16 protein-coding genes are annotated in these 23,890 nt (G+C 50.7%); 15 read left to right on the top strand and 1 reads right to left on the bottom strand.

Translation table 11 applies throughout. The annotated features are described in order from the left end of the window. The first annotated feature begins 146 nt into the window (after positions 1–146). The 3 genes from WMO46_RS14235 (at position 147) to WMO46_RS14225 (ending at position 5,695) form a co-directional block, all read left to right on the top strand. On the top strand, positions 147–2,117 hold the full coding sequence (locus WMO46_RS14235; RefSeq protein WP_130065713.1) for a PL29 family lyase N-terminal domain-containing protein: 1,971 nt from the start codon (positions 147–149) through the stop codon (positions 2,115–2,117). A 122-nt stretch (positions 2,118–2,239) separates the two neighbouring features. Next, positions 2,240–3,010 (top strand): DUF4595 domain-containing protein, encoded by a 771-nt coding sequence (locus WMO46_RS14230; RefSeq protein WP_130065712.1) that lies wholly within the window; start codon positions 2,240–2,242, stop codon positions 3,008–3,010. A gap of 1,323 nt (positions 3,011–4,333) precedes the next feature. Next, positions 4,334–5,695: an MATE family efflux transporter gene (locus WMO46_RS14225; RefSeq protein ID WP_349094554.1), complete on the top strand. Its 1,362-nt coding sequence runs from the start codon at positions 4,334–4,336 to the stop codon at positions 5,693–5,695. A 16-nt stretch (positions 5,696–5,711) separates the two neighbouring features. Here the strand turns inward: WMO46_RS14225 and WMO46_RS14220 are convergent, their stop codons facing one another. Beyond that, on the bottom strand, positions 5,712–6,530 hold the full coding sequence (locus WMO46_RS14220) for a helix-turn-helix domain-containing protein (RefSeq protein ID WP_288661976.1): 819 nt from the start codon (positions 6,528–6,530) through the stop codon (positions 5,712–5,714). A gap of 145 nt (positions 6,531–6,675) precedes the next feature. Here WMO46_RS14220 and WMO46_RS14215 point away from each other — a divergent pair, with 145 nt between their 5' ends. The 12 genes from WMO46_RS14215 (at position 6,676) to WMO46_RS14160 (ending at position 23,889) form a co-directional block, all read left to right on the top strand. After that, positions 6,676–7,791, top strand: a complete 1,116-nt coding sequence (locus tag WMO46_RS14215) for an efflux RND transporter periplasmic adaptor subunit (RefSeq protein ID WP_349094553.1) — start codon at positions 6,676–6,678, stop codon at positions 7,789–7,791. After that, positions 7,788–10,973 carry an efflux RND transporter permease subunit gene (locus tag WMO46_RS14210; RefSeq protein ID WP_349094552.1) on the top strand — a complete coding sequence of 1,062 codons (3,186 nt, stop codon included), beginning with the start codon at positions 7,788–7,790 and terminating at the stop codon, positions 10,971–10,973. Before WMO46_RS14215 ends, WMO46_RS14210 begins: the two co-directional genes overlap by 4 nt. Then, on the top strand, positions 10,973–12,352 hold the full coding sequence (locus WMO46_RS14205) for a TolC family protein (protein WP_349094551.1): 1,380 nt from the start codon (positions 10,973–10,975) through the stop codon (positions 12,350–12,352). The genes WMO46_RS14210 and WMO46_RS14205 overlap by 1 nt, the downstream gene beginning before the upstream one ends. A 1,072-nt stretch (positions 12,353–13,424) precedes the next feature. Further along, a complete protein-coding gene (gene nusG, locus WMO46_RS14200; protein ID WP_276759582.1) occupies positions 13,425–14,456 on the top strand; it encodes a transcription termination/antitermination protein NusG in 1,032 nt (343 codons plus the stop codon). 102 nt (positions 14,457–14,558) lie between these two features. Beyond that, positions 14,559–14,900, top strand: a complete 342-nt coding sequence (locus WMO46_RS14195; protein ID WP_394345136.1) for a hypothetical protein — start codon at positions 14,559–14,561, stop codon at positions 14,898–14,900. A 90-nt stretch (positions 14,901–14,990) separates the two neighbouring features. Then, complete coding sequence (locus WMO46_RS14190; RefSeq protein WP_019150229.1) at positions 14,991–16,157, top strand: MraY family glycosyltransferase; 1,167 nt, start codon at positions 14,991–14,993, stop codon at positions 16,155–16,157. Positions 16,158–16,197: 40 nt separating this feature from the next. After that, positions 16,198–16,995, top strand: coding sequence for a polysaccharide biosynthesis/export family protein (locus WMO46_RS14185; RefSeq protein ID WP_026076417.1), 798 nt, complete (start codon positions 16,198–16,200; stop codon positions 16,993–16,995). A gap of 11 nt (positions 16,996–17,006) precedes the next feature. Next, positions 17,007–19,427, top strand: a complete 2,421-nt coding sequence (locus tag WMO46_RS14180; RefSeq protein ID WP_349094550.1) for a GumC family protein — start codon at positions 17,007–17,009, stop codon at positions 19,425–19,427. Further along, positions 19,428–20,135 (top strand): tyrosine-protein phosphatase, encoded by a 708-nt coding sequence (locus tag WMO46_RS14175; protein WP_394345126.1) that lies wholly within the window; start codon positions 19,428–19,430, stop codon positions 20,133–20,135. 23 nt (positions 20,136–20,158) lie between these two features. Then, positions 20,159–21,406, top strand: a complete 1,248-nt coding sequence (locus WMO46_RS14170; protein WP_129649894.1) for a nucleotide sugar dehydrogenase — start codon at positions 20,159–20,161, stop codon at positions 21,404–21,406. Positions 21,407–21,420: 14 nt separating this feature from the next. Continuing rightward, on the top strand, positions 21,421–22,422 hold the full coding sequence (locus tag WMO46_RS14165) for a glycosyltransferase family 2 protein (RefSeq protein WP_129649896.1): 1,002 nt from the start codon (positions 21,421–21,423) through the stop codon (positions 22,420–22,422). Further along, positions 22,423–23,889 (top strand): lipopolysaccharide biosynthesis protein, encoded by a 1,467-nt coding sequence (locus tag WMO46_RS14160; protein WP_129649898.1) that lies wholly within the window; start codon positions 22,423–22,425, stop codon positions 23,887–23,889. Position 23,890 lies beyond the last annotated feature (1 nt).

Below are 23,890 nucleotides of genomic sequence, written 5' to 3'. Positions count from 1 at the left end.
TATTGTTTCTTATTCGTCTTTGGGTTTTGTCAGAACCTCGGTACAGATAACGAACAACTCCACACTTTCTTTTTGCATATAACCCACCGCAGTAGGAGTTGATACGGTAAAACGTGCGTCACTTGTTTTACTTAAATATTATCATTATGAAAAAACTATTGACCTTTGCCGCATTATTTGCGGTGGTTGCGCTCACATCGTGCAAATACGATGATGATGACATTTGGAACAGCGTTCACGGATTGGAAAACCGTGTCGCAAAATTAGAGGAACTCTGCAAGCAGATGAACACCAACATTTCATCGTTGCAGACCATCGTAACAGCATTACAGAATAACGACTATGTTACGGGGGCTACACCTCTTATGAAAGACGGCAAAGAAATCGGTTATACGATTACGTTCAGCAAAAGCAATCCTATTACCATCTATCACGGTAAAGACGGGCAGGACGGTGAAGATGGCACAACTCCAACTATCGGTGTCAAACAAGATGCGGATGGCGTTTATTATTGGACATTGAATGGGGAATATATCGTGGTCGATGGTGAGAAAATCCAAGCCGAGGGCAAAAACGGTACAAATGGAATAAACGGCACAACCCCGCAATTCAAAATCGAAAACGATTATTGGTTTATTTCCTACGATAACGGAACAAATTGGACGCAGTTAGGTAAAGCGACTGGCGAGGACGGCAAAGATGGAGAAGATGGTGTTGGTGGGGATTCCATGTTTTCAGGCGTGGATTATAAAACCAGCACCGACTATGTAATCTTTACATTGGCTGACGGTACGCAAATCAAACTGCCTACATGGTCTGCTTTTGAAGCCTTACAGCGTCTTTGCAACGAAACGAACACCAACCTCTCTGCATTGCAGACGATTGTAACAGCACTCCAAAACAACGATTATATCACGAGTGTAGACCCGCTGACCGAGAACGGCAAGGTGGTAGGCTATACGATTAAGTTTGCCAAGAGTAATCCGATTGTAATTTACAACGGCAAAGACGGTGCGGATGGTGTCGATGGAAACACGCCCGTTATCGGTGTGAAGAAAGACGGGGATGGCATCTATTATTGGACGCTGGACGGTGAATTTATCATTGTGGACGGACAGAAAATCAAGGCACAGGGGACAGATGGCAGTGACGGTTCGGATGGAACAGACGGAGTTACTCCCAAACTCGAAATTCGAGAGGGCTATTGGTGGATTTCCTATGACAATGGAACGAATTGGACGCAGTTAGGTAAAGCCACGGGTGAAGATGGAGCAGATGGTAAAGACGGTGATAGCATCAAAATTACGCAAGACGAAAATAATGTTTACTTTGAATTGGCAGATGGGACAACAATTACAATGCCGATTTCTAATAATGCAACAACCCAATTTATTCAATTTGCTGATCCTATAACAAAGTACTTATGCTTATCTTGTTGGTTAAGTAGCAGTGATATAAGTAGGCGCAATTTGTGGGATAAAAATTATGATGGCGAAATATCATATCATGAAGCTGCAATCGCAACCTCTATTCCTTATGGACACTTTACAAATAGCGAGATTTCATCATTCAATGAATTGCGATATTTTACGAGCCTTGAATCAATTGTAAAAGAAGCATTTAAGGAGTGTTCCCAATTGTATACTATCATTATTCCCGACAATGTAAAGAGTATTAAACAAAATGCATTTTACAATTGTTCCAATTTGCAGTTTGCTACTTTTGGCCGCAATATTACAGAAATTGAAGATAACGCATTTTATGGGTGCACTTCACTTCGTTTTATTACATTAGGTGATTGTGTAGAGACTATTGGTTCATATGCATTTTATGGAGGAACCCAAACAAATACTATGAAAATTCTGACTGCATGTGTTACATTGCCTGCAAGCATTAAATCCATTGGGAACTACGCATTTCGCAATCGTAACATAGAAAATGTTTATTGCAAATCTCTTATACCCCCTTCATTAGAAGGCCCTAATGTTTTTGGTAACGATTGGTATTTTTCAGGAAAATGCCAGTATTATGTTCCCATGTCAGCAGTTGATGATTATAAAAAAGCCCTATACTGGAAAGATTTGGGAGATAATATTGTTGGGTATGATTTCAAATAAAAATCACAACATTAATCTCATATAATCTACCAAGGGACAGACTTGTGCAAAAGGGTTAATATTTATAGTCCATACTCAATTTATTCTTCATAAAACAATCATTTATAACACTTAAAGCATTTATGAAAAAGTTGTTTCTTATCGTGGCCGCTATGTTTGCGGCAGTTTCTTTCTCGGCTTGTTCCGATGATGATGACAATGGCGGGAAAGCGCCTACTCCCGAAAAATGGGTTAAACAGATAGTCTTTCGTGCTGAATGGGACGAATCATGGACAACCACTATAACCTATGATTCCGAGAATCGTGTTAAAAAAATAGACGGTTTGAGAAATGATTCTTATGAATTTACCTACAATGGAAATTCGTTAACTGTAAAAGGTAGCGACAGAACTTATACATGTAAATTGAATTCAGATGGTTATGTAACAGAAGTTACAGAAAATGATTTTGACAAGGACGAGACATATTATTATAGAATGGAATACAAAAACGGCTACTTGCAACGTGTTGAGCAACGTTATAGTTATAATGAATCTCGGGTAAGAGTGAGCGAATGTACATGGAGAGACGGAAACCTTGTAGAAGCTAAATGCACCGATTACAATGAAGATGGCACTGACATAACGACGGTAAAATACTCTTATTCCCAAACAGCCACACCCATTAATATTGACTTATTCTATATTGATGGAGGATATATAGACGTACTTGAACCACTTGATTTGTTGGGATTCTATGGCAGGCAAAGTGCTAAATTGCCTAATAAGGCCGATATCATCTATTCAGGTGAGTCAGAATCGGAAAGCGATGATTTTGGCGTTTACACATTAAATGACGATGGCACTGTTGCAAGAATAGATTGCGGGTCGGTTTCTTATGAACTGATTTACTAAACAAAATGGCCAAAGGGACAGACTTGTGCAATAGGGTTAATATTTAGACCCTCTGCACAAGTTTGTCCTTTCTTTTTTACTTGCATATCTCACAATTTTTTCGTATATTTATATCATAATCAAAGATTTATTTAACAACATAAATTTTAGCTAAAATGAACAAAACACCAAAAACAGAATGAAAACAAGGCGGCGATGAACAACGCATGATGATTTGAAAAGTCGTTGCCTATGATAGCTTTTACGGGATGTGCTTGGCCGTATCACGCAATCCCGATGAATTTACACCCAGCGATTTTATGTATATCCTGCCTGACGATACGGATAAAAATACACCCGTGACACTAACCTTTCAGAAACGGGGACATATAACGGCACAGATAAAATGTGCATTGACAGATTCCAACGCAGAAATATTGCTCCTAATGCCTAATATCCTTGAATGAAGAAATGACCAAGTAAACCTATTCGAATTACATATAAAAAATGATACGGTTATTTTCAACTACATGACGACAGAGGGCGGGCAAAGAGATTTCAAATTCCCGTTAGCTGGGTTTAATGAAAAGTATTTAGAGCAATTTATATAAAGATAATTCTCGGCCATACGGTCGGGGATTTTTTATTTATAGAAATCAAAGCTACTGAAAACTGATAAAAACGGGAAAGCGGCGTGAGGGGAAAATTTTTCTCTTTTTTTGCACCGAGGTTGGGGTCGGTTCCCTTGTAAATTCAACGAATTAACCGATATAATTACTTAATATTTAATTCAATAAATGCTTATGGGGAATACAAGTTAAAAGATTTATGTATCACGACAGAAAGATTTTCTCTTAACAAACTAAAAATCTGTAAATTACAAACAATTTGCAAGCCTCAAAATGTGATACAGAGTGTGTTACAGACCGATTTTAGGATGCGAGTGGAGCACTCGGCAGAGTGCGTAACGTGAAATAGCTCAGTTGGTTACCCCAAAACGCGCAGCGTTTTGGGGGCTTGAGAGCGCAACCTTGCCAAGGTTGAGGTCGCGGGTCCGAGTCCCGTTTTCCGCTCTGAAAATCAACGAAGTGCGATTGTTCGCACTTCGTTGATTTTTTATTTACACACAATTTGCACACAACATGCGGATAAGTCAAGATAAAAAGAGAATCCAACATTTGATTATTTATGGGAAACATCCTACTTTTGCAACGTAAAAACAAAAAAGGAGTTTTGTAATCCTCATCGGAGGGCAAAGTTATAAAATGCCGGATAAGATGACTGGGTAAAACCAATCACTTATCCGGCATTTTTTGTCGTGCAGGAATATTAAAATTATGGAATATGAAAAGAGATGCCATTGATTTAGGAAATGCAAATGTGTTCAAGTTATTTAACCGATATTTCATTCCCACATTGCTGGGAATGCTTTGTATGTCGGCAGTAACGGCTATCGACGGTATTTTCGTAGGACATGGTGTCGGAAGCGACGGCATTGCCGCCATCAACATCTGTATTCCTCTATTGATGTTCTTCACGGGTGTGGGACTGATGGTCGGTGCCGGATGCTCCGTGGTCGCGTCCATACACATATCGCGTGGCAAGGAAAAAATAGCGAGAATGAATGTAACGCAAGCCTTGCTGTTTGCCACGCTGGTAACGTCGGTGCCATCGATCATCATCCTGTTGTTTCCCGATGCTACGGGCCGTCTGCTCGGTTCGTCAGAGCATCTGTTGCCATTTGTAAAAGACTATTTGCGGTGGTTCGTGCCTTCGCTGCTGTTCCAGATATGGGTTTCCATTGCGCTTTTTGTTATTCGGCTGGACGGTGCGCCTCGATTGGCGATGTGGTGCAACATTATTCCGGCAGCTGTCAATATCGTATTGGACTGGCTGTTCGTGTTCCCATTGGGATTAGGGGTGATGGGTGCTGCGGCGGCTACGACAATAAGTCTGTTTATCGGCGGGTGCATCAGTATGGGATACTTGCTTTTTCATGCCAGACATTTGCGGCCTGTCATGCCCAAATGGAGCCGAAAAAGTTTGCGTCTGTCGCTGCGCAACATCGGTTACCAGTGCCGCATCGGTTCATCGGCACTACTGGGAGAAAGTACTATGGCCATATTGATGTTCATTGGCAATCAGGTATTCATGCGCTATCTGGGCGATGATGGCGTGGGCGCATTCGGCATCACATGCTACTATACCCCCTTTGTTTTCATGGTAGGTAATGCCATCGCCCAATCCGCACAACCTATTATCAGTTATAACTTCGGCGCCGGACTGCATAATCGTGTAGCGGTGACAGAGCGCATCGCCTTGCTCACTGCCATAGCATGCGGGACGGTGGTTACACTGCTTTTTACATACTGTCCGCAATATTTGGTCGGTCTGTTTATAGACCCTACGGTTCCTGCGGCACGAATCGCCATCAACGGGTTCCCGCTTTTCTCAACTGCGTTTGTCTTCTTCACTCTGAATCTGACCGCCGTAGGATACTATCAAAGCATAGAGCGCATTCGCCCGGCCACCGCTTTTGCCTTGCTGCGCGGTATGCTCTTCCTCGTTCCGAGTTTTGTGCTACTACCCAAAGTATTAGGTATTGAAGGCATCTGGTTGGCCTTGGCGCTTTCGGAGGCTACAACTACGATCTGTATCGCCGTGTTTTACCTCTACCCAAAAAGACGAAGCAAAGTGAAAAAATAATATACTAATATACCTCTTACCGTTTCCGAAACTCGCTGGGTGTCATGCCCGTATGGCGGCGGAAATAGCGCCCCAGATAGGAGGTCGAATCGAAGTGGAACATGTTGGCGATCTCCTTGATCGTCATGTCCGTCGTGGTGAGCAGATGCTTGATTTCCATCACGATCTGCCAGTCGATGAGCTGCTTGGGCGTCGCCTCCGTGATTCGGGCGGTTATCTTCGAAAGGTAGTAGGGTGTGATGCAGAGCTTGTCGGCATAGAATTTCACCTCGTGCTGCGAATAGCAGTTCTCCGTCACCAGTTTGCAGAAGCAGTTGAAAAGGCGGCGCGAAGAGGGGATGGATTCGATATTCCCGGGCGGGGCATCGAAAACCAGCTTGACCTCCATTGCGAGAAACAGATTTTGCAGCTGATTCCGTATCATCATACGAGCCGACTTCGCGGCCGAACATTGCGCGCAATGGTCGATATGGGCATTCCACGTCTCCGACAATATCCGTTCCTCCCCGGTGGTCGGCAATATCGGCTGGTTGTAGATGCGTTCGAAAAATACCGATGAGAGAGGCAGGATGACTTCATCGGTGAGCGCGGAGGAGATTTCGATCAGCCGCACCCGAAAATCGCCGCCGGTCCCGTGTACGACGAACAGCGTGTCGGGAAAGATGACCGCAATGTCGCCGCGACGGAACACCCGTCGTTCGAGATTGGCCGAAACGATCGCCCGGCCTTGCAGGCAAAAGAGCAGCAAGCACCCTTTTGTCCGAATCGCGGAGCCGAGCGACCCGCTCAAATCCGACACTCCGATTCTATACTCCGCCTCCCGGTTTCGCTCCATAGTTTTTATTTTTCACGTACAAAGATAGCACAATTCGTCGAAACGACCCGATGTTGTTTCCAAAAGTCTCCTTGTTGTTTGGATTTGTATGCCGTCCGAACGTCGGGGAAACCGTAATTTTGCCCCGGAAAAACAAAAAGCAACCATGAAACAGAAACTATCGGGTGCGGCACTCTTATTGGCCGCGTGTATGGGATCGTGCCGGGAGGCCGCCGCTCCGCAGCAGCAGGTCGGCTATTCGGTGCTGACGGTCGAACCGACGAACGTAACGCTTACCGAATCCTACTCCGCCTCGGTGCGCGGACGGCAGGACATTGAAATTTATCCGCAGGTATCGGGAACGATTCAGCGCGTCTGCGTCAAAGAGGGAGAGAAAGTGCAACGCGGGCAATCGCTCTTCATCATCGACCGGGTGCCCTACGAAGCGGCCCTGCGCACGGCCGTGGCCAATGTCCACGCCGCCGAAGCGCAGGTCGAAACGGCGCGAATCACTTACGAAAGCAAGCAGGAACTGTTCCGGCGGAATGTCGTTTCGGAGTTCGACCTCTCGACCGCCCGCAACGCGCTGGCCGTTGCCGAAGCCTCGCTCGAGCAGGCGCGGGCCGAGGAGACCAACGCCCGCAACAGCCTCTCCTATACGGAGGTGAAGAGTCCGGCCGACGGCGTGGTCGGCACAATTCCCTACCGGGTGGGCGCACTGGTCGGCCCGACAGCGGCACAGCCCCTCACGACCGTGGCCGACAATTCGGAGATGTACGTCTACTTCTCGATGTCCGAAAACCGGTTGCAGGAGCTGGTCATGCGCTACGGTTCGCTCGACCGGACGCTCGAAGAGATGCCCGCCGTACGGCTGCGGCTGAACGACGGGAGCATTTATGCCGAGGAGGGGCGCATCGAAAGCATCAGCGGCGTGCTGAACCCCGAAACGGGCAGCGGATCGCTGCGCGCCGTATTCCCCAACCCGAACCGCGTGCTGTTCAGCGGCGGCACGGGCAACGTGGTGATTCCGCAGCAGTTGGAAAATGCCATTTCGATTCCGCAGGAGGCGACCTATGAATTGCAGGACAAAATCTTCGTCTATCGCGTCATCGACGGCCGGGCCGTCGCCACGCGCGTGGAGGTCAGCCCGATACACGACGGGGTGAACTACACCGTGACGAAAGGTCTCTCGGCAGGCGACCGGATCGTCACGACGGGCGTGGGCCTGCTCAACGACGGAGACGAAATCACGATAACCGATAACGCGGGAGGTGAGGTATGAATCTGCGATTTTTCATAGACCGTCCGGTCTTCTCGATCGTCATCTCCGTGACGATCGTCCTGTTGGGCATTATCGCCCTGACGACCCTTTCGGTCGAACAGTATCCCGACATCGCGCCGCCGACGGTGCAGGTGACGACCTCCTATCCCGGAGCCAATGCCGAGACGGTGCAGAAGGCCGTCATCGTGCCGCTCGAAGAGGCGATCAACGGGGTCGAGAATATGTCGTACATCCACTCCGAAGCCTCCAACACGGGCGAGGTGACGGTAAACGTCTATTTCCGTCAGGGCGTCGATGCCGACATGGCCGCCGTGAACGTGCAGAACCGCGTGTCGAAGGCACAGGGTCTGCTGCCCGCCGAGGTGACGAAAATCGGCGTGCAGACGCTCAAACAGCAGAAGTCGCTGCTGAAGGTGGTGGCTTTGTACAGCCCCGATGACACGTACGACATGCAGTTCATCAACAACTACATGAAGATCAACGTCGAGCCGCGCATGAAGCGTATCGCGGGAGTGGGGGAGTTCAACGTGCTGGCGTCGAACTACTCGATGCGCATCTGGCTCAAACCCGATGTCATGGCGCAGTACAAGCTGATACCCTCCGACGTGACTGCCGCCCTCGAAAAGCAGAACCTCGAATCGGCGACGGGCGCATTCGGCGAGAACCACGCGAACGCCTACGAATATACGATCAAATGGAGCGGCCGTCTTTCGACACCCGAGCAGTTCGAGCAGATCGTCATCCGCTCGCTGCCGAACGGCGATATTCTGCGTCTGAAGGACATCGCCCGCGTGGAGATGGGCGACGAGGCATACACCTATCGGGCCCTCACGGACGGACATGCCGGCTGTATCGGCGAGGCGTACCAGAGCGCGGGATCGAACGCCACGGAGGTGGTGGAGAACATCGACGCCCTCATTGCCGAGCTGACCGAAGAGCTGCCCGACGGGCTGGCGTTCGCCGACCTGCTGAGCGTCAACCGTTTCCTCTACGCCTCGATGGAGAACGTCCTGTGGACGCTCGTCGAAGCGATTCTGCTGGTCGTGCTGGTGGTCTATGTCTTCTTGCAGGACATCCGTTCGACGCTCATTCCGACCATCGCCATCGTCGTCTCGCTGGTCGGCACGTTCGCCGTCATGTCGCTGCTGGGATTCTCGATCAACCTCTTAACATTGTTCGCCCTCGTGCTGGCCATCGGTACGGTGGTCGATAACGCCATCGTGGTGGTCGAGGCCGTGCAGGCGCGTTTCGACGTGGGCTACAAATCGGCCTACATGGCCACGAACGACGCCATGCAGGGCATCACGGGCGCGATCATCACCTCGACGCTCGTTTTCATGGCCGTCTTCATTCCCGTTTCGATGATGGGCGGCACGTCGGGTGTGTTCTACACGCAGTTCGGCATCACGATGGCCGTTGCCGTCGGTCTTTCGGCCGTCAATGCCCTGACACTCTCGCCCGCGCTGTGCGCCCTGATGCTGCAACCCTATGTGGACGAGGAGGGCAACGTGCGCGAGAACTTCGCCGCGCGGTTCCGCAAGGCATTCAACGCCGCCTTTTCGGTCATGATGCAGCGCTACGTGCGCGGCGTCATCTGGTTCGTGCGCCACCGCTTCGTGGCGTGGGGAATGCTCGCAGCGGCCGTCGTGCTGCTCGTCGTCCTGATGAAGAACACGCAGACGGGACTGGTTCCCGACGAGGACACCGGATCGGTCATGGTCAGCGTCACCACCAAGCCCGGCACGTCGCTCTACGCCACGACCCGCGTGCTGTCGCAGCTCGAAAAGGAGATTCAGCAGATGCCGCAGGTCGAGCACTACGCCACCGTGAGCGGTTATTCGTTCAGCGGTTCGGGTGCGAGCGCGGGCATGATCATCCTTTCGCTCCGCGACTGGTCGGAACGCTCCGGCGAGGGCGACGACGTGCAGTCGGTCATCGACCGCATCAACGCGCTCTCGGCCAAGATTCCCGATGCGCAGATTTTCGCCGCCGCACCGCCCATGATTACGGGCTACGGCATGGTGAACGGCTTCGAGCTGCACGTGCAGGACAAGGCGAGCCGTCCGGTCTCCGAGCTGGACGAAGCCACGCGCGGGTTCATCGAGGCACTCTCGGCACGTCCCGAGATCGGAGCGGCTTACTCGTCGTTCTCGTCGGGCTACCCGCAATATACGCTCGACATCGATGCCGCGCGGTGCGAGCGGTCGGGCATCTCGCCATCGGACGTGCTGGCAACCATATCGGGCTATTACGGAGGACAATACGTCTCGAACTTCAACCGTTTCTCGAAACTCTACCGCGTGATGATCCAGGCCGACCCGTCGTACCGCGTGACGCCCGAGTCGCTGAACCACATCTACGTCCGCACATCCAACGGCGAAATGGCCCCGGTCGGGCAGTTCGCGCGGCTGACCAAGACCTACGGCCCCCAGTCGCTCAACCGTTTCAACCTCTACGGCTCGATCGCCGTGAACGGCGCGGCAGCCGACGGCTATTCTTCGGGCGATGCCATCCGCGCCATCGGCGAGACGGCGGCCGCAGCGCTGCCCAAAGGATACAGCTACGAGTTCGGCGGCATCACGCGCGAGGAAAGCACCTCGACGAGCAACACGGTCGTGATTTTCGCCATCTGCTTCGTGCTGGTCTACCTGATTCTGAGCGCGCTGTACGAAAGTTTCCTTATCCCGCTGGCCGTCGTGCTGTCGCTGCCGTTCGGGCTGTTCGGCTCGTTCCTTTTCGCGCAGCTGATGGGACTGGAGAACAACATCTACATGCAGACGGGTATCATCATGCTGATCGGTCTGCTGGCTAAAACGGCGATTCTTATCACCGAATACGCCGTCAAACGCCGCGAGGCAGGCATGTCGCTCATCCAGGCCGCAGTCGGGGCTGCGAAAGTGCGTCTGCGCCCGATTCTGATGACCGCCCTGACGATGATCTTCGGTCTGCTGCCGCTGATGGTATCGACGGGCGTCGGCGCCAACGGCAACCGCACGCTCGGTTCGGGAGCCGTCGGAGGTATGCTCGTAGGAACGCTCGCCCTGCTGTTCATCGTGCCCGTGCTGTTCGTCGCTTTCCAGTGGTTGCAGGAGAAGATTCGCCCCATGCAGTTCGAGCGGGCCGGCGAGTGGTCGATACGGGCCGAAATGGAGGATTTGCAAAACCGGAAAGAGGAGAAGTAATGAAAAAGATCATATTCATCGGAATCGCCGCATCGCTGTTCACGGCCTGCGGCATCTACAAACCCTACACCCGCCCCGAAGTGCGGACCGACGACCTCTACGGCGCAGAGTATGCGACAGCCGACACTGCATCCATTGCCGACATCGGATGGCGCGAGCTGTTCACCGACCGACTGCTGCAACGTTTGATCGACACGGCGCTGGTTCACAACACCGATTTGCAGGTGGCGCAGCTGCGCATCACGGAGGCCGAAGCGACATTGAAAGCGGCGCGGCTGGCCTATCTGCCGTCGTTCAACTTCGCTCCGACGGGCGGTGCGAGCAGCTTCGACGGTGCGAAAGCCGCATGGACGTATAACGTTCCCGTCACGACGAGCTGGGAGGTCGATATTTTCAGCCGCCTGACCAACGCCAAACGGCGTTCGCGTGCGGCTCTGCTGCAAAGCGAAGCCTACCGCGATGCGGTGCAGACGCAACTGATAGCCAATGTGGCCGACTACTACTATCGGTTGCTGAGCCTCGACGCGCAGGTGGCCGTCACGGAGCAAGCCGTGGAGCGTTACCGGGAACAGGTGCACGTCATGCGGGCGTTGAAAGCGGCCGGCAATGCCAATGAAGCCGCCGTCGCCCAGACCGAAGCGACGCTCTATGCCGCCGAAACATCGCTGCACGATCTGCGCAACTCGATCCGGCAAACGGAAATTTCGCTGACGCTTTTGCTGGGCGACACGCCGCATACGATCGAACGCAGCAGGCTGGAGGTGCAGTCGGTTCCGGCGAAACTGGCCGTCGGCGTTCCGCTGCAACTCTTGGCCCGCCGTCCGGATATTCGCCAGAGCGAGCAGACGCTCGTGCAGGCATACTATGCGACGGCCGAGGCCCGGACCGCGCTCTATCCGTCGCTGACGCTGAGCGGATCAGCAGGCTGGACGAACAGCGCGGGGGCTATCGTCGCCAATCCGGGAAAACTGTTGCTCTCGGCGGCAGGTTCGCTGCTGCAACCGATTTTCAATGCAGGACAGAACCGCGCCCGCGTGAAGATTGCCAAGGCGCAGCAGGAGGAGGCGCGCCTTGCGTTCCAGCAAGCCCTGCTCAACGCCGGTACGGAGGTGAACAACGCCTTGACGCAGGTACAGACCGCACGCGCCAAAACGGACACCCGCCGCGAACAGCTCCGTTCGCTCGAACGGGCGGTCGAAAGTACGCAGCTGCTGATGCGGCACGGTTCGACGACCTATCTCGAAGTGCTGACGGCACAACAAACCTTGCTTTCGGCCCGGCTCTCCGCCATCTCCGACCGCCTCTCCGAATTGCAGGGCATCGTCTCGCTCTACCATGCGTTAGGCGGAGAAAATAGATTATCTAATAAATTAAGATAAATTTCCTCTATCAAAATCAACGAGGTGCTGGAGAAGAACTATTATCAGCCAAATCTGTGAACGAACATAAACAAGAGGCGCATTTGCGCCTCTTGTTTATATCGGTTTTATACTTAATTCAAAACTTCGGCTGTTATCATCCAATGCGACATTGTATTCCTTAATTTTATGTCGCTTAGCCCATATACTCAAATGTTCTTTTGTATCTGCGGCGATATATGGGCCATAATAGATTGCTTTCATCCTGTTTCCCGAAGTGATTTCCATAAACTTTGAATCTTGAGCCTTTTTACAGGTGCACATAAACCGCCATTCCTGTTCATGGCCATAACTGGCTGCATCCTTATACAAAAATGCGTTGTACCAATACCGTTCGTTTAATTCAGTCCTGTCCTCTCGATAAGATTACGTGGATATCCGAAAACAATATCTGCAAGAGAATCTGCCGAGAACAATGGCCAACTTTTTTCCGACTGGATGGTTTCTTCCTAAGAGACCATATTTGTTGTACAAAAGTACAGATTATTGTCCAAAGGGCCAAATAAAATTCGGTATTTTTTATGCGCCAAAATCCCCCCCCCTCCGAAAAACGATTTGTAAATTAAACACTTGCATCATAATATATATTATTGGATCGGACAGAATCATCCTCAATGAATCAGGCGATCCGTTTTAGAAAAAAAGCGGAATTGTTGACAACGAATAATAATTATTCCGGTCTATACAACAGATAATCACGATTTATGGTCTCTTAGGAAGAAACCATAAAGTGAAATTACGTTTTTCTCCTTAAAATCAAGGGGATTTTTAATTGCGAGGCAGGGTCAAATGATGGGAACACGAATTTGACCTTGTTTATTTTAGAAACACAGTAGAGAATAGATGATATTTTCGGAATTCTCTCGCTTTTTGATTACAATCTACTGTATATCAGTGCATTCGACAACAGCGCCGATATGGCTTTGAATTGCCTATGGGAAAGAGTGGCTCACCGGTGCAGCCGATACAAATCGATTCTCGCCCCTTCGGAAAATCCCAATCCGTTTCCGCCGCTCTGGCATATCCGGAACGCATGAGGGATACGCACGTCGTCAGATGGTACGTGCTGGTGCTCCCTTCATGCCACAAAGGTCCGGCCAAGGGGCTGCAAGAGGAGCTCGAACGCCGCCGCAGAAACGGAGAGCCATCATTCGAATATTTCGCACCTTCGTATGTGGAGGTGAAAAAGAGAGACGGCAGGTTTGTCGAGACCCGTCGCCCGTTGTTGTATAACTACGTATTCATCCACGCTTCGGAGCACGAAATATACCGGATGAAACAATGGCTGCCCCTATACAATTTCCTGCCTCGCATCAAGGACGGGAAATGCGAATACCATCCCTATCTCTCCGAGGAGGCGATGACGAACCTGCAATGGGTAGCCGATTCCTATTCCAACGTGATCCCCGTCTACACGCCGCAACCGGAGCAACTTATCAAAGGCGACCGGATACGCATCACCGAAGGGCGGTTCAAAGGAGCCGAAGCCAGCGTCATCATCCAGCCCGGCGCCGGGAAGCGGGATATTATGGTTTGCGTGGAGAACTACATGTGGGTCCCGCTGCTGCGCGTACAACCCGGCCAATATGAGGTCATCGCCCTGAACGACGACGGCAAACACGTCTATACCCGTCTGGGAAACGATCGGCAGCTCTTAAAACTGCACGAGGCATTAGGGCGTTTCCACCGCCCGGGAGACGGAGTAACCGAAGCCGACCGCAAGCTGGCCGCCGAAACAGTGCAACAATACGGCAGCCTGCGCATGGATTCCGACATCATGCGCAGCAAACTCTACGCAATGCTGCTGCCGGCCTACACGATAACGGGGAACCGGCAGGAATCCGAAAAACTGATCGGAACTCTCCGAGCGATGCTGCCCCTCGTCAAGGCGGAGCAATCCCGGGCACTTCTTCTCACCACGCTCTACGGATGCACGAACAGTTGCCTTTACCACGCCCAGGCACACGAGATCATCGACAAATGGCGGCAGGAGGAGAATCCCAAAAAGAGCAAACAACAACTCATCCGGCGGCTGGAAGACTATGACCGCTGGCTGGGGCACTGACACCCCCGCAACAGAATCCGATCTATGAAAAGCACCGAAATCGCCGGAATTCCGGACAGTCAGCAGCCTGTTCGGGACGCAGAAGCGCCGGGATTACGCCTGATGGCTTTTCTTTCAGCCCATCAGGCCGAAATCATGGCCCGGGAAAAAGACAATGAACGATATGCCTATCTCTATGGTTTCGAGAGCTATTGGGTGGCTTTCGAACACTCGGCCTATCAGTTGTGCCGGTTATTTCCCCGAAGCGATACGTCGATCATCCGCTTCGTCACCTATCCATTCCCCGTCGTGATGGCCTCAATCACGGATACCGAACTATGCGCCTACTCCCGCCGCCATATCCTGAAGGCCGCCGAACCGGACCGCCGGGTGCTGACGGCGGAAAAGCTCTCGTTCGAACATTACCGGGAATGGCACCGGACAGAAGTGGAAGAACTGACATAGGCATCCGCACCTTCATACGAACATACGGATTCGACCGTTCCGTCCGAATCCGGTGAACAGACCGCCATTCCACAAGATCATTTCAAACATATGTCGCCGCTTTACAGCCTTTTAGTCTCCTTCTTCCTCTCGCTGCTGGTCGTCAGCTGGATTCATCCCCGTCTGGTCAAGATCGCCCTGCTGAAAAACATCGTGGACAATCCGGACGCGCGCAAATTGCAGCGCACTCCGGTTCCGGTTCTGGGAGGCGTCGCCGTCTTCTTCGGCATCGTGATCGGCATCGGAAGCGTCGAAAGCGCCGTGAACAGCTCGGGACTGCTGATCGTCATCATGGCCATGATGGCGATGCTCTACACCGGGACGATGGACGACATTCTGAACCTCTCCCCAGCCCTGCGGTTCCTGATCGAAATCCTCGTCGTACTGTTGCTGATCCATGCGGGAGGCTACTGCATCGACGATTTTCACGGATTATGGGGCATCGGCCGAATTCCCCGATGGATAGCCGTTCCGCTGACCGTCGTCGCGTCCGTGGGGATCATCAACGCCATCAACCTGATCGACGGCGTGAACGGACTCTCTTCGGGATTCTGCATCCTGGCCTGCATGATGTTCGGCACGCTGTTCTATCTGTCGGGCGATATGAAAATGACGCTTCTGGCCGTGGTGTCGGTCGGGGCGCTGATCCCTTTCTTTTTCCACAACGTCTTCGGCAAAACATCGAAGATGTTCATCGGCGACGGCGGCACGCTGGTGATGGGCATCATCATGTCGATTTTCGTCATCGAAATATTGCAAAGCGGCTCGCTCTGCGCCGCTTACGTAGGGGAGAGCATCGGGCTGATCCCTTTTGCGCTCGCCGTCCTGTGCATTCCCGTGTTCGATACGCTGCGCGTCATGTCAACCCGCATTTTGAAAGGCACGTCGCCCTTTCATCCCGATAAGACGCACCTGCATCACATGTTCATCGAATTGGGCGCCTCGCATATGGCGACGACTCTGGCGATTCTGTCCCTGAACGTGTCTGTGGTCCTGTGCTGGTGGTTGCTGGCCGTGTCGGGCGCCCCGATCGACGTACAGCTGTATGCCGTCGCAGGAATGAGTCTGCTGGCCACATTCGGACTGTATCATTTCATGCAATGGCATCTGGACCGCAATACGGAATTGCTGCGCAAAATCCGCCGGATAGGGTACGGAATCCATATCAGCCGCACCCGAGGGTTCATCTGGCTGCAAAAGACGATCGACCGGATTTGACGCCGCCATCGTAATGGAAACAAATCATTCAATCGCAAATATGAGAATCACAAACATCCTACGGGTGTCGGTCGCAGCTGCGCTGCTCAGTTCATGTGCCACACCGAAAATCGCTTATTTCCAGGATATACAGCCGGGGACGGCGGAGGAAGTGTCGAGCGCCACGGAGATCCGGGTGCGGCCGGAAGACAAGATCTCCATATTGGTCAACAGCAAAGATCCGCTGCTGGCCAATCTGTTCAATCTCCCCATCGTATCCCGGCAGATCGGCACGGTCTCGTCCGCCTCGTCTTCGAATAGCCAGGGCATATCCGGATATACGGTAAACAAGGAGGGCGACATCGACTTTCCGGTATTGGGTCCGGTCCATGTGGCCGGCATGACCCGCGAAGAGATCGCCGCCCACATCAAGCACGAGCTGATCTCGCAGGACCTGGTCAAAGACCCTGTCGTAACAGTCGAGTTCATGAACCTGACCGTCTCGGTTTTAGGCGAGGTCGTCCACCCCGGACGTTTCAGCATCGACAAGGACCGGCTGACGCTGCTGGATGCCATCAGCATGGCCGGGGACCTCACAGTCTACGGCAAACGGGACAACGTGCTGGTCCAGCGCGACGAGAACGGGAAAAAGGTGCTTTACAAAGTCAACCTGAATTCGGGGCACGACCTCTACGCATCTCCGGTCTACTACCTGCAACAGAACGACATCGTATACGTCGAACCCAATTCCGTACGGGCGCGGCAGGCCACCGTGAACGGGAACAACGTCCGTTCCGCGTCTTTCTGGATGTCGCTGGCCTCGCTGCTGACAACCATCACCGTATTAATCGTGAAATAAGAAAATAGAATATGTCCATCAATCAAAAAAGACCGACGCAGGCCGATGATTTCATCCGAATACAGGATTTGCTATATCTGTGCCTGGCCAAATGGAAATGGTTCGTGCTGTCATTGGCGGTGACGGTAGGCATCGCCGTCTTCTACCTGCTGCGAACCCCTGCGGTTTATACCCGGACGGCATCGGTCCTGATCAAAGACGATTCGAAGGGCAAATCGGTCTCTTCGGACTTGGAATCCTTCTCGGAATTCGGGCTGTTCCAGTCGAGCACCAACGTAAACAACGAACTGGTGGCGCTCCAGTCTCCGGCCGTGATGACCGAGGTCGTGAAACGCCTGCATCTGGATATGAACTACACCGTTCCCGGCCGGTTCCACCGGCGGGTCGCCTATGGTCCGACCCTGCCGGTCAGCGTCTCGATAAACGATCTGTCCGAAAACGAATCCGCCGGCTTCACCTTACGCATACTGCCGGACAGCACCGTCCGGCTGTCCGATTTCACCCGCAACGGCAATGAGTTCGACGACGAAATCTCCGGGAGGTTGTCCGACACGGTAACGACACCCCTGGGAATCCTGAAAATAGAGACCACGCCCCACTACAAAAGCCAAGAGCCGTATACGCTGTATGTCGTTCGCAGCAGCCTGCACGGAACGGTGGGGCAGTACTCCTCGAACCTGTCCGTAGCTCTGAGCAGCGAAAAGACATCGATCGTCAACCTCACATTCCGGGATCATTCCATCCAGCGCGCCGAAGACATTCTCAACACGCTGATCTCCGTTTACAACGAAAACTGGGTGAAGGATAAAAACCAGATCGCCGTCAGCACCTCGATGTTCATCAACGAGCGTCTGAGGGTGATCGAGCGGGAGCTCGGAAACGTGGACGAGGACATATCGTCGTACAAGAGCGAACATCTGCTGCCGGACGTGCAGGCGGCCTCCAGCATGTACATGGCGCAGAGCAACCAGACGAACGCCCTGATACTCACGCTGAACAACCAGCTCTACATGACGCGGTACATCCGGAACTACCTGACTAACGACGCCAACAGGAACCAGCTGCTGCCGGCCAACTCGGGCATCGAGAGCGCCAACATCGAATCGCAGATCGCAGAATACAACAAACAGCTGTTGCAGCGCAACAGTCTGGTCGCCAACAGCAGCACGCAAAACCCGCTGGTCGTGGATATGGATCAGGCGCTGACCGCCATGCGGCATGCCATAGTCCAGTCCATCGACAATCAGATCGTGACGTTGAATGCACAGATCGAAAGTTTGCAGCAGAGCGAACAGCAGACGACATCCCGTATCGCGGCCAATCCCACCCAGGCGAAATACCTGCTTTCGGTGGAACGCCAGCAGAAGGTAAAGGAAGCACTGTATCTGTTCCTGCTTCAAAAACGCGAGGAAAACGAATTGTCGCAGGCATTCACGGCCTACAACACCCGCATCGTCACCCCGCCGGGAGGCAGTATGCTGCCGACATCCCCGGTACGGAAAAACATCCTGCTGGCGGCGATCGCATTGGGACTGCTTATCCCTGTGGTCGTCATCTTCCTGAGGGAGAATATGAACACGAAAATCCGGGGACGCAAGGACCTGGAAGGCGTGGCCGTGCCGTTCATCGGCGAAATTCCGCTCTTCGCGCGCCGAAAAAAGGGTTTGTTCCGGGACAAAACGGCCGATGTGAAAGCCGTCGTGGTCCGGGAGGGATGCCGCGACATCATCAACGAGGCTTTTCGGGTGCTGCGCACCAATCTGGAATTCATGACCGGCAAAGACCGGAAGTCGAATGTCATCGTCATGACCTCGTTCAATCCGGGCAGCGGCAAATCGTTCCTGACGATGAACATCGCCGTGAGCCTTGCCATCAAGGGCAAGAAAGTGCTGGTTATCGACGGCGATCTGCGCCACGGCTCCAGCTCGGCCTATGTCGGTTCGCCCAAACCGGGACTGAGCGACTATCTGAGCGGGCGCGTGGAGCGTCTTGCCGACATCATCGTGACCGACAAGAGCCATAAGCATCTGGACATCCTGCCCGTGGGCACCATACCGCCCAATCCGACCGAACTGCTGTTCGACGAGCGGCTGAAACAAGCGATCGACGCCGCAAGGGAGCAATACGACTACGTGCTGATCGACTGTCCGCCGATCGAACTGGTCGCCGATACGCAGATCATCGAGAAACTGGCCGACCGGACTATCTTCGTGATCCGCGCCGGGCTGCTCGAACGGAGCATGCTCGTTGAACTGGAAAAGATCTACGACGAGAAAAAGTACAAGAATATGTCCATGATCCTGAACGGCACCGAAGAAAGCGGCGGCCGCTACGGATACGGCTATCGCTATGGTTATCACTACGGTTACGGCTCAGGATACCACTATGGCTCCGACGAGAAGCCGAGGGGGGGGGAAATGGCTGGTCGTTAAATGATTGAAACCATGAATCTCTGGCCGTTCAGAAAGCGCGTTTCATTGCAGGACAGCGGTATTTTCAGCGGATTCACCGACTGGCACTCGCACATTCTGCCGGGTGTGGACGACGGCGTGCGGACGATGGGGGAGTCTTTGGAGATTCTGCGCCTGTACGAAAAGCTGGGAGTAAGATCCGTATGGCTCACGCCGCACATCATGGAGGACATTCCCAATACCACCGCTCATCTGCGGGAGCGGTTCGCGGAACTGCAAGCCTCTTATTCGGGGAGTGTCGAACTGCACCTCGCAGCTGAAAACATGCTCGACGGTCTTTTCGAGGAGAGGCTGGAAAAGAACGACCTGCTGCCATTGGGTGAAAACGGCGACCATCTGCTGGTGGAAACCAGTTGTTTCAGTCCGCCGATGGACTTGTACGGCATATTGGAGCGGATCAAGGCCAAAGGCTACCATCCGGTTCTCGCACACCCCGAACGCTATGGCTATATGGAGAAAGAAGATTACCAAACGCTGAAAAAACTCGGTATCGAATTTCAACTGAATTTGTTTTCGCTGATCGGTACATACGGGAGAAGCGTACAGCGAAAAGCCGAGTGGTTACTGAAAAATAACATGATAGCCTATCGAGGAAGTGACATTCATCATGCGGAAACATTTCACAATCTGATAATCAGCCGAAAAATAATCATTCCGACATTCCAGTAAAATATAATCAATATCGTCGTTAAATGAAAAACTATAAAATCGCTGTAGCCGGGACAGGCTATGTCGGGATGAGCATTGCCACTCTTTTAGCACAGCACCATCAGGTAACAGCCGTGGATGTCGTTCCCGAAAAAGTGGAACTTATCAACCAGCGAAAATCTCCTATACAGGATGAATATATAGAGAAATACCTGGCAGAAATGCCTCTGAACCTGACAGCTACCCTCGACGGTGCGGCTGCTTACCGGGATGCAGACTTTGTGGTTATTGCCGCTCCGACCAATTATGATCCGGTAAAGAACTATTTCGACACCTCACATGTAGAAGAAGTCATCGAGTTGGTAAAGAGCGTTAATCCTCACGCCATCATGGTTATCAAAAGTACCATTCCGGTAGGATATACTGAAAGTATACGAAAGAAACTTGATACGGAAAATGTTATCTTCTCACCGGAATTCCTGCGAGAGAGCAAAGCTCTGTATGATAATCTCTATCCCAGCCGCATCATCGTAGGCAGACCGAAAGATGATGCCCGTCTAAACGACGCGGCACAGACCTTTGCTGCCCTGTTGCAGGAAGGGGCGATAAAAGAAAATATTGATACACTTTTTATGGGTTTGACCGAAGCCGAGGCTGTGAAACTTTTTGCCAACACCTACTTGGCCTTGCGTGTGAGCTACTTCAATGAGCTGGACACCTACGCCGAAATGAAAGGACTCGACACGCAGGCCATCATCAATGGCGTGAGTCTTGACCCCCGTATCGGCACACATTACAACAATCCGTCGTTCGGTTATGGTGGTTATTGTCTTCCCAAAGACACCAAACAATTGCTTGCCAACTATGCAGATGTTCCAGAAAACTTGATACAGGCCATTGTAGAAAGCAACCGTACTCGCAAAGACTTTATTGCCGACAGGATATTAAATAAAGCCGGCTACTACGACTATTTCAACAAAGGCGACTACGACGCCTCCGCTGAAAAGAGATGTGTAATAGGAGTCTATCGGCTGACAATGAAGTCGAGCAGCGACAACTTCCGCCAGTCATCCATTCAGGGGGTGATGAAGCGTATTAAAGCCAAGGGAGCAGAAGTAGTTATTTATGAGCCGACATTGGAAGATGGAAGTACATTTTTCGGCAGTAAGGTCGTGAATGATTTGAATGCCTTCAAAAAACAATGTCAAGCCATTATCGCCAACCGCTATGATGCCTGCTTGGATGATGTGCAAAAGAAAGTATATACCCGCGATATATTCCGCCGCGATTAGTACCATTTATTTTCATGGCATTTCCTATTATCTCTATTATTGTTCCAGTTCACAATACAGAACAGTATTTGACTGAATGCTTGAATAGTATAATCTGTCAATCCTATAAAGAACTCGAAATTGTTGTGGTCGATGACGCATCAAACGATGGCAGTAGTCGTATCATTGCAGAGTTCCAACAAATAGACAACCGCATCAAGTATTTCAGACATGAAAAAAATGGCGGCATTTGCAAAGCAAGGAACACAGGTCTTAAACACGCAACCGGCAAGTATATAGCATGGTGTGATAGTGATGATGTTCTGCATCCTCAATTTATTGAATATCTACATCAAGTTCTCACCAGAGAGGATGCGGATTTTGTTGAATGTCAAAGCGTATCAGATTACAAGTTCAATAAGGACATTTTACCCCCTCCCATATGGTTTGGAGAACCGGTTACCACGGGTGATGCAACTGACTTCCTACGACGCTTTGCTACTCATGAATTACAGACATCGCTATGGTCTAAGTTGTTCAAACGAGAGTTGTTTGATGAATTTTCATTCCCGGAGGGGAGAATCTATGAGGAGAACTATTATTATGCCGCTGTGCATAACCGCATAAGTAAGGCTGTATATTCAACTCTACCACTTTATTTCTATCGCAAACGTGTTAATTCCATTATGAATACTTTCAGCCCGAAAGAACTGAAAGAAGGATTAAAGATTGTCGATCTGTTCATTACTTTTCCCACCAACGAGTCTAAGGCAATCAAGACACTATTCCGACAAAAAGCATTAAAAAACCTTATCCTATATTGGCAACGCGTTGCTATGATAGATACCAGATTATCCCTAAAAATCAAATACAACAAACTTGTGATACGGTTTATGAATAAAACTGACGCAACACTCAACGACATAGTACCACTCTCTCGTAAGCAGCAATTAATTTATAAACACCGCAACAGCACACTCATGTTCCTTGCCTATATCGTATTCCTTAAATACGTCAAGGGAAACAATAGACAATAAATGGAAAATATATCTGAACTCAAAAAAAAAGGGCTGAAAAGCAGCGCTTGGAATTTCCTTAATTTGTTAACCAATCAATTACGGAATTTTATAGTTACGCTCATCTTGGCTCGGCTTCTTACTCCAGCTGATTTTGGTTTAGTGAGCATGGCGATGGTACTAAATGCCATATTGGACTTTTTTGTTGATTTCGGATTCAGCAGTGCCATTATCCGTAAAGATAAAATCACAGAGGTGGAAATTTCCACCGTGTTTTGGCTCAATATCGCCATTGGAGGCATTTGCACTCTACTGGTGTTTTCATGCGCCCCTGTTTTTGCATGGTTTTACGAGATGCCCAAATTGGAGAACGTAGTTCGTGTCACATCATGGTCGTTTTTTATAAGTTCTCTCGGAACACTGCAAACAGCTATATTCCAACGGTCACTCAATTTCCGTGCCCCATTCAAGGCAAAACTAATATCCAGCATAGCATCGGGAATTCTGGGCATTGTTCTGGCATTGTGTGGATTTGGCGTTTGGGCATTAGTGTTTTCCAATCTTTCAGGGTGGATGCTCTACTCTGGGACCATTTGGCTAATCTCCACTTGGCGTCCCAAATTTATCTTCAAACCCCGAAATGTGGGTGATATGGTATCATTCGGATGGAAAGTAACGCTTTCAACTCTCATAAATCGCGTTTTCAAGCAAATGGACACATTTATAATCGGGAAAATATATTCGGCGGCTTCTTTGGGACTGTTTAACAGGGCACAGTCGCTTAACTATTTGGTTATAGATTATTCCTTTTCATCCATCCGTAGTGTGATGCTGCCTGCACTGAGTAAATTGCAAAACGACAACGAAGCCTTGTGTTACAGTGTGCTGAAACTGCTGAATGTCATCTCATTTCTAACATTCCTTTTTGCAGGATTGATGTATTTGTGTGCTGACGACCTAATTATACTGCTCTATGGAAGTCAGTGGGAAGGCGCTATTGAAATCTTCCAGATATTGGGATTATTCTCCATATCTATGTGTCTCCCTGTAGTTTTCGATACTGTAATGACTGTGGCTAACCGCATGAATATGTACCTATGGAGTAGCATCCTGCGAAGCAGCATGCTGATATTTGCCATTCCATTCGGGCTATACTACGGACTGACGGCCTATGTATGGGCCATCTCTATAATAGGGATTTTGAAACTAATCGTAACGTTATTCACCACAAGGAGTTGCATCGGGTTGCCTATAAAATCTCAGATTGACTCAATTATAAGATACGTTTTTCCATTTTTGCTCCCTCTGATTATCTGGCATTTTATCAGGTTTCAAACCGATTACCATATAATCAATATTTTACTCAAAGGCATCTATTATTCGGCAATTTACTTGAGCCTCAACATCGCCATGCACAATGAGGGTTATGGCACATGCAAAGCTCTAATTCTCCAAATAATCGACAAGAGAATCAAAAAAAGACAATAAA

Origin of the sequence: Alistipes intestinihominis, assembly GCF_040095975.1 — a bacterium.
Classification (GTDB): Bacteria; Bacteroidota; Bacteroidia; order Bacteroidales; family Rikenellaceae; genus Alistipes; species Alistipes senegalensis.
This window is presented reverse-complemented; position numbering and strand designations above follow the sequence as displayed.